Here is a 12,154-nt window from a genome sequence, read left to right as displayed (position 1 = left end):
GCCGGCCGCTTACGAAGGACAAGCAAATGCGAAGCACCAAGTCCGTTCACATCGTCGGCTGCCACGCCGAAGGGGAAGTCGGCGACGTGATCGTCGGCGGAGTGGCGCCGCCGCCCGGAAAGACGATCTGGGAACAGTCGCGCTTCATCGCGACGGACCAGGTGCTGCGGAACTTCGTGCTGAACGAACCGCGTGGCGGCATCTTCCGCCACGTGAACCTGCTGGTTCCCCCGGTCGACCCGAAGGCCGACATGGGCTGGATCATCATGGAGCCCGCCGACACGCCGCCCATGTCCGGCTCGAACTCGATCTGCGTGGCCACCGTCCTGCTCGACACCGGCATCATTGCGATGCAGGAACCCGAGACGCGCTTCGTCCTCGAAGCGCCCGGCGGGCTGATCGAGGTCACGGCCGAGTGCAGGAACGGCAAGGCCGAGAAGATCCGCGTCCGCAATATCCCGTCCTTCGCCGACAGGCTGGACGTAAAGCTGGAGGTGGCGGGGCTCGGCACGCTGACGGTGGACACCGCCTTCGGCGGCGACAGCTTCGTGGTCGTAGACGCCAGGTCGCTGGGCTTCGCCCTCGAACCGCACGAGGCGCGCCACATCGCCGAAACGGCGATGAAGATCACCGCCGCGGCCAATGAGCAGATCGGCTTCAAGCATCCGACGAACGCGTGGGATCACATCTCCTTTTGCCAGTTCACGAACCCTGTCGAGGTCGAGAACGGCATCCTGACCGGGAAAAACACCGTGGTGGTCAATCCCGGCAAGCTGGACCGCTCGCCCACCGGCACCGGCTGTTCGGCCCGGATGGCCCTTCTTCATGCCAGAGGCCAGATGAAGGCCGGCGACCGCTTCATCGGCCGCTCGATCATCGGAACGGAATTCGACTGCGCCATCGAGGCGGAATGCAGCGTGGGCGAGCGTGCCGGGATCGTGCCGACCATAGCGGGCCGGGCTTGGATCACCGGGACGCAGCACCACATGCTGGACCCGGCAGACCCGTTCCCGGGCGGCTACCGGCTTTCGGATACGTGGCCCATGCTGACGCCCGGCGCGACCGGCGCCTGAGGCCGCCGCCGGCGGTCAATCCGCGTCGACGAACGCCTTGACCGTCACGCCGCTCTCTTCCAGCCGGGCGCGCACGCGCGCGGCGATCGCCACGGCAGCCGGCGTGTCGCTGTGGACGCAGATGGAATCGATCGGCGTCTTCAGCGCCTTGCCGGAAACCGTCTCGATGGCGCCCTGCCTCACCATGCGCACGACGCGTTCGGCCGCCTGCTCGGCATCATGGATGACGGCCCCTTCCAGCTTGCGCGAGACCAGGAGCCCTTCTTCGGTATAGGCGCGGTCGGCGAAGATCTCGGACTTGACCCTGAGGCCCGCGTCGCGCGCGCTCCTGTCCTGGAAGCCCAGCGCGATGACGAGGCATATGAGGCGGGGATCGACCGCCTTGACGGCGCGCGTCACCGCTTCGGCGACGGTCCGGTCCGTCTGGGTCAGGTTGCCCAGCGCGCCATGCGCCTTCACATAGCGGATCGGGTGCCCGGCATAGGTGGAAAGCGCCTGCGCCGCGCCGATCTGGTAGGCCACCAGCCGTTCGATCTCGCCGGCCGAATGCGGGATTGTCCGGCGCCCGAACCCCCACAGGTCCGCGAAGCTCGGATGCGCACCGACGGCAACGCCCTTCTCGCGCGCCATGGCAAAGGTGGCGGCCATGATCTCGGGGTCGCCGGCATGGAAACCGCAGGCGACATTGGCGGAGCTGACGATGTCGAGGATCGCTGCATCGTCGCCGAGCCGGTAGGCGCCGAAGCCCTCGCCCATGTCCGAATTGATATCGACGTGCAATGCGCTATCCGTCATGGCGTTTTCCCAAGATTTTGAAGGATCGGTTGTGGTCTTCACAGCAAGGCGTAAAGCGGCGTGCCGTAGCCGACGACCGCACCGTCCTCGGCCAGCGCCGCGCCCAGAACGCCATCGGCCGGCGCGACGACAGCCTTCAGGCATGGCCCGACCTGCAGCACGCCGACGGTCTGGCCCTTGCGGACATTCCGGCCAGGCTCGGCGACCGGGCGGCCGGTCGTCGGATGATCGAGGCGGAACACGCCGACGCCCGGCGCGCGCACGCCCTTGAAGACCGCTTCGACCTTCGGCGCCTCGACCACGGGTGTTTCGCCCGCGACCGGCCCCATGCGCAGCCGCAGCGAAAAACCGGCCTGCGCCAGTTCGATCTCGCCGATGCCGGCGGCCGCGCACGAAGCGGCCAGCCTTTCGATCTCCTCAAGCGTCATTGCTGCCTCGCCTGTCGAGCAGACCGCCTTCGATCAGGCGTTCGAGATGATGGATGTCGAAGCCACCGGCCGCGAAGCCGGGCTCCTCCATCAGCACGCGATGGAGCGGGGCGTTGGTGGCGATGCCGACGGCTTCCATTTCGGCGAGCGCGCCGCCCATGCGCCGGATCGCCTCGGCCCGCGTCGCGCCATGCGACAGGAGCTTGGCCACCAGCGAATCGTAGTGCGGCGGCACCGTGTAGCCGGAATAGAGATGCGATTCGACGCGGATTCCCGGCCCGCCCGGCGGCGTCCAGCGCTCGACCCGGCCCGGATGCGGCCGGAAGCTGAACGGGTCCTCGGCGTTGATGCGGCACTCGACGGCATGGCCGCGGATGCGGATGTCGTCCTGCCCGAACGACAGTTTTTCGCCCTGGGCGATCCGGATCTGCTCGCGCACGATGTCGATGCCGGTGACGAGTTCGGTGACGGGATGCTCCACCTGCACGCGGGTGTTCATCTCGATGAAGTAGAATTCCCCGTCCTCATAGAGAAACTCGAACGTGCCCGCGCCGGTATAGCCGATCGACCGGCAGGCGTTCGCGCACAGGGCACCGATCCCGGCGATCGCCTCGCGGGCAATGCCGGGCGCGGGCGCTTCCTCGATGATCTTCTGGTGGCGGCGCTGCATGGAACAATCGCGCTCGCCGAGCCAGACGGCGGCGCCGTGCCGATCGGCCAAAACCTGGATCTCGATATGGCGCGGATGTTCGAGGAATTTTTCCAGATAGACCTGCGGGTTGCCGAAGGCCCGGCCCGCCTCCTCCCGCGCCAGCGACACGGCCTCGGCAAGTTCGCGCTCCTCGCGCACGACGCGCATGCCGCGCCCGCCGCCGCCGCCCGCCGCCTTGACGATGACCGGATAGCCGACGGCCGCGGCGGTGGCACGCACTGCCTGTTCGTCCAGCGGCAGCGCGCCCTCCGAGCCCGGCACGCAGGGCACGCCTGCGGCGATCATCGCCCGCTTGGCGGCAACCTTGTCGCCCATGGTGCGGATCGCCTCGGCGGACGGTCCGATGAAGACAAGGCCGGCATCCTCGACGGCCTCGGCGAAAGCCGCGCTTTCTGCCAGGAAGCCGTAGCCCGGATGGATGGCGCCCGCGCCGGTCAGCTGCGCCGCAGAGACGATCTCGGCAATGTTGAGATAGCTTTGGGCAGAGGCCGCCGGGCCGATGCAGATCGCCTTGTCGGCCAGCGCGACATGGCGAAGGGCAGCGTCCGGCTCCGAATGAGCGGCCACCGTCTGCAAGCCGAGTTCGCGGCAGGCGCGCAGGATGCGCAGGGCGATTTCGCCGCGATTGGCGATGAGGACGGTGTCGAACATCGCCCTAAAACCTTTCATCCAGGACGAAAAGCACGTCGCCGGATTGGATGGCGGCCCGGTCCTCGAATGCGATCTCGACGATCCTTCCGGCGCGGTCGGCTTCCACGACGTTGAAGGTCTTCATGGCTTCGAGCACCCCGATCTTCTGGCCTTCCTCCACCACGTCGCCGACCGAGACCAGCGGCGGCGCGCCCTCTGAAGCGGCGCGGTAGAACACGCCCGTCAGCGGCGCACGGATCGAGTGGCGGCCCGAGGCCGGGCCTGCCGGAGCCGGGGAAGCGGGAGCAACCGTGGCGGCGGATGCCGACGGCGGCGACACTCCGGCTTGAGTTGCCGCACCCGGCGCGTGCCTGCAGATGCGCACCCGGGTTCCATCGCGTTCGATTTCCAGCTCCGCGATGGGCGAGCGCGAGACGGCCCCGATCAGCTTTTCGACGAAATCCAGATCCATGGCCCGCTACCCGAGCGCCTCGACGGCCTCGGCGATGCGGCCGATCGCCTTTTCGATCTGGTCCATCGAGGCGGCTATGGAAATTCGGAAATGCGGCGACAGGTCGTAGGCGGAGCCTTGCACCACCGCCACGCGCGCCCGGTCGAGCAGGTAAAGCGAAAAGTCGTCGTCGCTGCGGATCGTGACGCCATCCGGACGGCGGCGGCCGATCAGCGCCGAGCAGTTGGGATAGAGATAGAACGCGCCCTGCGGCGTCCGGCAGGTCAGGCCCGGGATCGCCCGCAGCAGTTCCAGCGCACGGTCGCGCCGGGCCTGGAATTCGAGTGCCCGCGGGCGAAGAAAATCCTGCGGGCCTTCAAGCGCGGCTATGGTCGCGGCCTGCGATATGGAAGACGGGTTCGACGTGCTCTGGCTCTGCACGGTCGCCATGGCGCGGATCAACGGTTCCGGCCCGCCGGCATAGCCGATGCGCCAGCCGGTCATGGCGTAGGCTTTCGAAACGCCGTTGACGGTCAGCGTGCGCTCCTTCAGGCGCGGCTCGACGGCGGCAATGGTGTGGAACGTGCGCCCGTCGAACAGGATATGTTCGTAGATGTCGTCGGTCAGCACGTGGACGCGGGGATGCTCGAGCAGAACCTCGGCCAGGCCGGCAAGCTCCTCGCGGCTGTAGACGGCGCCCGTGGGGTTGGAGGGCGTGTTCAGGATCAGCCACTTGGTGCGCTCGGTGATGGCACTGCGCAAGGCGTGCGGCGTCAGCTTGAAACCTTCCGCTTCCGGACAGGGAACGATGACCGGCGTGCCTTCGCCCAGGCGCACGATGTCGGTGTAGGAAACCCAGCAGGGCGCGGGAACGACCACCTCGTCGCCGGGCGCGAGCGTGGCCAAAAGCGCGTTGTAGATGATCTGTTTTGCGCCGCCGGCAACGGTGATTTCGGAGGGTGCGTAGTCGAGGCCGTTCTCGCGCCTGAACTTGCCCGCCACCGCCTTCTTCAGCGCAGCGGTGCCGTCCACCGCCGTGTAACGCGTCTCGCCGTTGCGCATGGCCTCGTAGGCAGCCGCAACAATGTGCGGGGGCGTCGGGAAATCCGGCTCACCCGCACTCAGCGAGATGACGTCGATGCCGGCCGTGCGCATTTCCATGGCCTGGGCGGTTATGGCCATGCTGGGGCTTGGCTTGATGACATCGAGACGGGGAGCGATGAGACCCACGGCACATTCCTCGCTTGGCTGCTCCGGACGGACCGGGCAAACGGGCTTCAGGCACAAATTGGATAATGTATTCCAATTTTTTCGTCAAACCCCTTTTTCTGACCCTCGGACCGGGCTATGCATAGGGGAAAGCGGCGCCATTCGTCGCCAATAGTATCCAATTACACCGCCTCATGGCGTTGAAGGCAGGGATTCGATCGGGAATGGGCACAAGCTATGATGTCGTGATCGTCGGCGGAGGGGTCGTCGGAAGCTCGATTGCCTATTTTCTGTCGACCAATGCCGATTTCAGCGGCCGTATCGCCGTCATCGAGCGCGATCCCTATTACACCGCCTCTTCTTCCTCGCTGTCGACCAGCGCCATCCGCCAGCAATTCGGCACGCCGCCCAACATCGCCATGTCGAAGTTCAGCATCGACTTCCTGCGCGAAGTGCCCACGCGGCTCGCCATCGGCGACGAACTGGCCGACATCGGGCTGCACGAGCCCGGCTATCTCGTGCTGGCCACGCCGGAGCGGGCCGAGGCGCAGCGCGCCAAGAACCGCGTCCAGCGCGACATGGGCGTCGAGGTCGAGTTGATGGAACAGGCCGAACTGGCGCGGCGCTTCCCGTGGCTCAACACCGAAGACCTCGCCCTCGGCTCGCTCGGCCTGCGAAACGAGGGCTGGTTCGACGGCCCTGGCCTGCTCCAGGCATTCCGTCGCAAGGCGCGCGCCCAGGGCGTCGACTATCGCGCGGCCACGGTGACGGACCTGGCCATGGCCTCACCCGGCAAGGTCGGGGAGGTCGTTCTCGACAATGGCGAGCGGCTGTCCGCCGGCACGGTCGTCAACGCCGCCGGTCCCTGGAGCGCCCAGATCGCCCGTATGGTGGGTGCAGAGCTGCCGGTGGTGCCGAGCAAGCGCTGCGTTTTCGTGTTCGAGACGCCGGAAAGGATCGAGAACTGCCCCTTCGTGTTCGATACGAGCGGGTTCTGGCTGCGGCCGGAAGGCCAGCTCTTCCTGTGCGGCGTGCCGCCCCTGCGCGAGAACGATCCCGACGACTTCGGCCTCGAGGTGGACTACGACCTGTTCGACGAGGTGATCTGGCCCGCTCTCGCCCATCGCGTGCCGGGCTTCGAGCGGCTTCGCATGCTGCGCGCCTGGGCGGGGCTCTACGAGTACAACACCTTCGACCACAGCGGCATCATCGGGCGGCATCCGGAAATCTCGAACTTCGTCCTGGCCACGGGCTTCAGCGGCCATGGCATGATGCACGCGGCGGCGACCGGCTCGGGCGTCTGCGACCTGATCGCCTACGACCAATACCGGTCCATCGACCTGTCGGCCTTCCGCTACGAGCGCATCGCCGGCAACCAGCCGATCAAAGAACATGTCTATTGAGAATATCTTGGCAGGCACGCCCGCATCGCGCAGCGGAGTGACAATCCCCGGGCGGCGATGCTATGGGTCTGCTTCTTCAAACCAAGCGGCGTCGCATCAAATCTTGGCGCGGCGATCGCTTCCAGGCTGATATATGCTCGTACAGAAGAAGACCATCTCGGCCCAGGTGACCGATGCCATCAGGCAGAAGATTTTGTCCGGCGAATACGAAGCCGGCAGCCAGTTGCGTCAGGAGCACCTGGCCACGGAGTTCGGCGTCAGCCGCATTCCGGTGCGCGAAGCGCTGCACCAGCTTCACTCGGAGGGCTTCGTCACCCTCGTCTCCCACAAGGGAGCCATCGTCTCCTCCATCTCCCTGGACGAGATTCTCGAACTTTACGAATTGCGGGCCCGCATCGAGACCTGGCTGCTGGCGCTCGCCATTCCCCGGATGAGCGAGGAAGACCTCGCGCTTACCCGCGAGCATGCCAAGCGGCACCAGGAACAGGGCCGGGCCGGCGAATATTCCAACGTGCTGAACTGGAATTTTCATGCGGCGCTCTATGCGCCGTCCGGCCGCAAGACGACGATCGAGCTGGTGGGTCGCATCTATCAGCAGCTCGAACGCTACACCCGCATGATGGTGTCGCTCACCGAAATCCAAGCGCAGTCGGACCGCGACCACTGGCAGCTCATCGAATTGTGCGAGGCCAAGGACACGCTACGCGCCGTCAGCCTGCTGGAAATGCACATCATCACCAGCGGCAGGTTTCTGGTCGAGCGGCTGCAGGAGCTGCGCGGCAACTGAACTGACCTTTCACGGCGAAAGGACCCCGCCGAGCAGCCATTCGCGCAGCAGCGCCGTGGTTTCTTGCGGAACCTCCAGCGGCGGGAGATGGCCGCAACCGGCAAAGACGTGGAGGCGGGAGCCCACGATGCCTTCGTGGATGAGGCGCGCCTCGGCGGGCGGAGTGAGCACGTCCTGCGCGCCCACCGCGACAAGGGCCGGAACCCGCACATCCGCCAGCATCGGGCGCGAATCAGGCCGGCCGAGGATGGCCTGCTGCTGGCGCACATAGGCCTCGCCGCCCACCCTTTGCGCCATCGCCCGCACTTCATCGCCCACGGGACCGGCCACCCTTTCGGGATGGACGAGCTTCGGCAGCAACCGCGAGGTCACCCCCGCAAAGCGTCCTGCCGCAAGGCTGGCGATGCCCGCCCTGCGCTCGGCAGCCCGCTCGGCTGTGTCAGGCGTGGCCGCGGTATCGATCAGCGCCACGCCTGCGATCCGTTCCGGCACCGTCCGCAGCAATTCGAAGGCGACATAGCCGCCCATCGACAGCGCCACGACAACGAATGGACCGTCGGCAATCGCGGCAGCGCGGCGCGCCATGGCGGCGATGCTGTCGTCTCGGGTGAGGTCTGCGACCGCCGTCCCGGCCAGGTCGCGCACTCCTTCGACCTGATGCGCCCAGAGCGCCGCATCGCACAGTAGTCCGGGCAGGAACAATATGGTGGGAGGCTGCGCCATCGGCCTGGAAAGCTATTTCGCCGGGGGCGTGGCGCGGGTGAGCAGCACCACGCCGCCTTGGCCGGCGGTGTCGTAGTAGTCGAAGCCGGTGCCGTCGTCGCGCCGTCCCCGCGCCTGGACCGGCAGCCCCGCAGCCTTCGCGGCATCTTCGGCCGCATCGGCGTCCGGGACCTCGAAGCCGATATGGAACACGCCCTCGCCCTTGCTGTCGAGGAACTCCCGCTGCGGGCTGGGGTCCTGGCTGGGCTCGCAAAGCTGGATCTGGATATTGGGCAGATTGCAGACGCGGTATTTCAGCTTCAGGAAGGCCTCGCGATTCGGCACGGAAATATCGGTGTATTGCGTCATCGGCGGATAACTCTGCCATGGACCGATGCCGATGGATTCGTACCAGGCCTGCGTCTTGTCTATGTCGGCGACCACGACGCAGATATGATGCAGCTTGTCGAAATTGCCCATCACATCACTCCTTGACCGGCACCGTGTAGTTCAGCACGCGCCGCCCGCCATCCGGATAGATCGTCTCGCCGGTGATGTAGGAGGCGTCGTCGCTGGCCAGGAAGGCGACGACGGAAGCAACCTCCTTGGCGGCACCGAGGCGCCCGAGCGGCGTGCGCGACAGGATGGCCCGCCGCATTTCCTCCGAATCGATGAAGGTCCCGTCCATCACCATCTCTGTGGCGATGGTGCCCGGACCGACCCCGACCACCCGGATATCGTAGGGCGCGAAGGCGACGGCTGCGGTGCCGGTGATCTGGTTCATGCCGCCCTTGGAGATCGCATAGGTCGCCACGCGCGGGTTGGCGAGCCCCGAATTGATCGACGACATGTTGATGATGACGCCGCCCCTGCCCTGCGCGATCATCTGACGCGCGGCGGCCTGGGTGCCCATGAAGGCGCCTTTCAGGTTCACGCCGAGAACCCTGTCGTAGTCGGCCTCGCTGATGTCCAGGAAATCCTGGACCGGGGCGATGCCCGCATTGTTCACCATGATGTCGATCCGGCCGAACTTCGCCACCGCAGCGGCAACGAGGGCATCGACCTGATCCTTCCTGCTGACATCGGTGACGAGAGCCAGAACCGTGTCGGGTGTGCCGATCTCGGCGGCGCATTTTTCCAGCGCGGCGGCGTCGATGTCGCCCAGCACCACCTTGGCGCCTTCGGCGAGAAAACGTTCCGCACAGGCGCGCCCGATTCCGCGCGCCGCCCCGGTGACGACCGCCACCTTGCCCGCCTGTCTCATGTCCAACTCCTTGTTCCTTCCCTCTTAGACCACCGGCTCGCGAGGCGGCCTGCAGGACGCGGCCGCGCGCCGGAGGCGAAGGGTCGATTGTTTCTTACTGTGCGGCGGCAATCAATCTAGCGGATGACGAAGGGATTGGCGGTCTTGCCGACGGTGTCGATCCAAACCGTCTTGGTCTGGAGATAGTCGGCAATCGCCTCCTGTCCGCTCTCCCGGCCGATGCCGCTCCTCTTGTAGCCGCCGAAGGGCGCCATATAGGAAACGGCGCGGTAGGTGTTGATCCAGACCGTGCCCGCCTCCATGGCCGCGGCACCCCGCAGCGCCCGGCCCATGTCGGCGGTCCACAGGCCGGCGGCCAGCCCGTAGGGACTGTCGTTGGCGATGGCGAAGGCCTCCTCCTCGTCGTCGAAAGGGATCACGGACAGGATCGGCCCGAAGACCTCCTCGCGGGCGATGCGCATGGAATTGCTGACGCCGGTGAAGATGGACGGTTCCACGAACCAGCCCTGCGCCAGTTCCGCCGCGGCCGGCCTGCCGCCGCCGAGCACGCATTCGGCGCCTTCGCCACGGGCGATATCCAGATAGGACAGGACCTTCTCGCGCTGTGCCTCGGTGGTGATCGGCCCCACCTGGGTGTCGGAAAGGGCCGGATTGCCGATGCGGGCGCTGGCCGCGAGCTTCACCACGCCGTCCACGACCCGGTCGTGGACCTTGCGGTGCACCAGAAGGCGCGAGCCGGCAATGCAGGTCTGGCCGCTGGCCGCGAAGATGCCCGAGATGGCACCGTTGACCGCGCTGTCGATATTGGCGTCGTCGAAGACGATGTTGGCCGACTTGCCGCCCAGTTCAAGCGTGACCGTCTTCAGTCCCTCGGCGGCGGCGCGATAGACGGCGATGCCGCCCGGTTCGCCGCCGGTAAAGGCGATCTTCGCGACGTCCGGATGCGCCACCAGGGGCACGCCCACCTCCATCGGCATGCCGGTGACGGTGTTGACCACGCCGGGCGGGAAGCCGGCCTGCTCGAACAGCTTGACGAATTCCAGCGTCGAGGCCGAGGCGTGCTCCGATGGCTTGATGACCACCGTGTTGCCGGCGGCAAGCAGCGGCGCCAGCTTCCAGGTCAGAAGCAGCAGCGGCGAATTCCACGGCACGATCGCCGCGATCACGCCCAGGGGCTCGTGGCGGGTGAAGGCGAACATGCCGGCCTTGTCGATGGGCAGCACCGCGCCTTCGACCTTGTCGGCAAGGCCGCCGAAATAGCGGAACCATTCCGGAATGTAGCGCAACTGCGCCGTCATCTCGGTGATGAGCTTGCCGTTGTCGCGCGTCTCTATCGCTGCGATACGCTCGGCATTTTCCGCGATCAGCTCGGCCACGCGCGCCAGCAGCCTGCCGCGCGCCGAGGGCGTGATGCCGCCCCATTCCCTCGACCGGAAGGCGGCCCTGGCCGCCGCCACGGCGGCATCCACCTCCGCCTTGCCGTCGCGCGGGATCAGCGCCCAGGACTGGCCGGTGAACGGATCGTAGGTCTCGAAAGTGTCGGCGACGGGCTGCAGCCGCCCGCCGACCGTGTTCTGGAAGCTGACCGGCGTCATGGCGAACCTCAACAGGTGGAAAAGCCGAGATGGGCGCGGAAGCGGTTCTTGACGTGAACGGCATCGCGCGGCGGCAAGGAACGCGGCAGGTTCTCCGCCGTGATCTTGAGCACGAACAGGCGCGGCCCTTCGCCGGGCCGGAGCAGGCGCCGGGTGAGCGTGTCGACCTCTTCCAGCGAGCGCAGTTCGGCAGTCTCGGCGAAGCCGCAAGCGGCGGCGATCTTGTCGAAGGCGATGCCGCGGCCGGTATGGCTGGCCTGCATGCCAGTCTCGCCGAAATGCTGGTTGTCGAGCACGATGATGTCCAGGTTCTTCGGTTTCGCCACCGCAATCGTGGCCAGCGACCCGAACGCCATCAGTTGCTCGCCGTCGCCGGTGATGACCATCACCCGCTTTTCGGGTTGCGCCTGGGCAAGGCCGAGGCCGACCAGGGCCGCGCCGCCCATGGCGCCCCACAGATAATAGTTGTCGTCGCGGTCGCCGGCGGCGTGGACATCATAGCTCGGCGAGCCGAGGCCGGTGACGACCAGCGCGCCGTCGCGCGCGTCGAGAAGCTTCTCCACCGCCTCGCGGCGATCCATCGTCTCAAGGGTCATGGCGCTCACCACTTCTTCTTGCCGAGCAGGCGCTGCCCGATCAGTACGGCAATCTGCTGGTCGGCGTCGAAAGCCATCGAGGCGGCTTGCGCCACCGTCTCCACAAGGTCCGCGCCGGTCTCGGCGCGCAGCACGGTGATGCCGATCGCCTTCAGCGACGCCTCCGTCGCCTGCCCCATCGGCACCTGCCAGGGATTGAACTCGGCCCATTCGCCGCGCATCGTCACCAGCATCAGCAGGGGAAAGCGCGCCTGCACCGGCAGCGACAGCATGTTGATGCAGTTGCCCACGCCGGAGGACTGCATGAGGAGGACGCTGCGTTTCCCACCGAGCCAGGAGCCGGCGGCGATGGCGATGCCCTCTTCCTCGGTCGTCAGCACATTGGTGGCCACCTCGGCATCGGTGCTGAAACGCTGGATCAGCGTGGTGTGGCCGGCATCAGGCACATAGGACATCTGGCTGATGCCGGCTGCCTTCAGCGCGTCATAGACCTGTTCCGGCCACTGCTT

At 66.7% G+C, this 12,154-nt stretch carries 14 protein-coding genes; 3 read left to right on the top strand and 11 right to left on the bottom strand.

What is annotated here, in order from left to right:
- The first annotated feature begins 26 nt into the window (after nucleotides 1–26).
- Entirely contained in the window at nucleotides 27–1,073 is a 1,047-nt protein-coding gene (locus ACTDI4_RS11045) for a trans-3-hydroxy-L-proline dehydratase (protein WP_442841183.1), read from the top strand.
- Nucleotides 1,074–1,088: 15 nt separating this feature from the next.
- Here the strand turns inward: ACTDI4_RS11045 and ACTDI4_RS11040 are convergent, their stop codons facing one another.
- Genes ACTDI4_RS11040 through ACTDI4_RS11020 form a run of 5 tightly spaced genes read right to left on the bottom strand, consistent with a single transcriptional unit; the run spans nucleotide 1,089 to nucleotide 5,319 of the window.
- Complete coding sequence (locus ACTDI4_RS11040) at nucleotides 1,089–1,868, bottom strand: LamB/YcsF family protein (protein WP_442841182.1); 780 nt, start codon at nucleotides 1,866–1,868, stop codon at nucleotides 1,089–1,091.
- Between the two features lie 38 nt (nucleotides 1,869–1,906).
- The gene (locus tag ACTDI4_RS11035) at nucleotides 1,907–2,296 is read right to left on the bottom strand and encodes an acetyl-CoA carboxylase biotin carboxyl carrier protein (protein WP_442841181.1); all 390 of its coding nucleotides are present in this window, start codon (nucleotides 2,294–2,296) and stop codon (nucleotides 1,907–1,909) included.
- Complete coding sequence (accC, locus tag ACTDI4_RS11030) at nucleotides 2,286–3,659, bottom strand: acetyl-CoA carboxylase biotin carboxylase subunit (RefSeq protein ID WP_442841180.1); 1,374 nt, start codon at nucleotides 3,657–3,659, stop codon at nucleotides 2,286–2,288. The genes ACTDI4_RS11035 and accC overlap by 11 nt, the downstream gene beginning before the upstream one ends.
- A 4-nt stretch (nucleotides 3,660–3,663) precedes the next feature.
- Complete coding sequence (locus ACTDI4_RS11025; protein WP_442841179.1) at nucleotides 3,664–4,110, bottom strand: acetyl-CoA carboxylase biotin carboxyl carrier protein; 447 nt, start codon at nucleotides 4,108–4,110, stop codon at nucleotides 3,664–3,666.
- A 6-nt stretch (nucleotides 4,111–4,116) separates the two neighbouring features.
- The gene (locus ACTDI4_RS11020; RefSeq protein ID WP_442841178.1) at nucleotides 4,117–5,319 is read right to left on the bottom strand and encodes a pyridoxal phosphate-dependent aminotransferase; all 1,203 of its coding nucleotides are present in this window, start codon (nucleotides 5,317–5,319) and stop codon (nucleotides 4,117–4,119) included.
- Nucleotides 5,320–5,522: 203 nt separating this feature from the next.
- Here ACTDI4_RS11020 and ACTDI4_RS11015 point away from each other — a divergent pair, with 203 nt between their 5' ends.
- Nucleotides 5,523–6,701 carry an NAD(P)/FAD-dependent oxidoreductase gene (locus ACTDI4_RS11015; protein ID WP_442841177.1) on the top strand — a complete coding sequence of 393 codons (1,179 nt, stop codon included), beginning with the start codon at nucleotides 5,523–5,525 and terminating at the stop codon, nucleotides 6,699–6,701.
- A 133-nt stretch (nucleotides 6,702–6,834) separates the two neighbouring features.
- Nucleotides 6,835–7,488 (top strand): GntR family transcriptional regulator, encoded by a 654-nt coding sequence (locus ACTDI4_RS11010; RefSeq protein WP_442841176.1) that lies wholly within the window; start codon nucleotides 6,835–6,837, stop codon nucleotides 7,486–7,488.
- A gap of 9 nt (nucleotides 7,489–7,497) precedes the next feature.
- Here the strand turns inward: ACTDI4_RS11010 and ACTDI4_RS11005 are convergent, their stop codons facing one another.
- The 6 genes from ACTDI4_RS11005 to ACTDI4_RS10980 form a co-directional block, all read right to left on the bottom strand.
- Nucleotides 7,498–8,211, bottom strand: a complete 714-nt coding sequence (locus tag ACTDI4_RS11005) for an alpha/beta fold hydrolase (RefSeq protein ID WP_442841175.1) — start codon at nucleotides 8,209–8,211, stop codon at nucleotides 7,498–7,500.
- 12 nt (nucleotides 8,212–8,223) lie between these two features.
- The gene (locus tag ACTDI4_RS11000) at nucleotides 8,224–8,670 is read right to left on the bottom strand and encodes a VOC family protein (RefSeq protein WP_442841174.1); all 447 of its coding nucleotides are present in this window, start codon (nucleotides 8,668–8,670) and stop codon (nucleotides 8,224–8,226) included.
- Nucleotides 8,671–8,674: 4 nt separating this feature from the next.
- Nucleotides 8,675–9,454, bottom strand: a complete 780-nt coding sequence (locus ACTDI4_RS10995) for an SDR family NAD(P)-dependent oxidoreductase (protein ID WP_442841173.1) — start codon at nucleotides 9,452–9,454, stop codon at nucleotides 8,675–8,677.
- A gap of 116 nt (nucleotides 9,455–9,570) precedes the next feature.
- Nucleotides 9,571–11,049 carry an aldehyde dehydrogenase gene (locus ACTDI4_RS10990; protein ID WP_442841172.1) on the bottom strand — a complete coding sequence of 493 codons (1,479 nt, stop codon included), beginning with the start codon at nucleotides 11,047–11,049 and terminating at the stop codon, nucleotides 9,571–9,573.
- 8 nt (nucleotides 11,050–11,057) lie between these two features.
- Complete coding sequence (locus ACTDI4_RS10985; RefSeq protein WP_442841171.1) at nucleotides 11,058–11,645, bottom strand: thiamine pyrophosphate-dependent enzyme; 588 nt, start codon at nucleotides 11,643–11,645, stop codon at nucleotides 11,058–11,060.
- 5 nt (nucleotides 11,646–11,650) lie between these two features.
- Nucleotides 11,651–12,124, bottom strand: a complete 474-nt coding sequence (locus ACTDI4_RS10980) for a phosphonopyruvate decarboxylase (RefSeq protein WP_442843333.1) — start codon at nucleotides 12,122–12,124, stop codon at nucleotides 11,651–11,653.
- Nucleotides 12,125–12,154: the final 30 nt, after the last annotated feature.

It is taken from the genome of Mesorhizobium sp. PUT5 (assembly GCF_052216645.1).
In the GTDB taxonomy this organism is placed as follows: Bacteria; Pseudomonadota; Alphaproteobacteria; order Rhizobiales; family Rhizobiaceae; genus Mesorhizobium.
The sequence above is the reverse complement of the archived record's forward strand: the minus strand, read 5'-3'. Positions and strand labels throughout refer to the sequence as shown.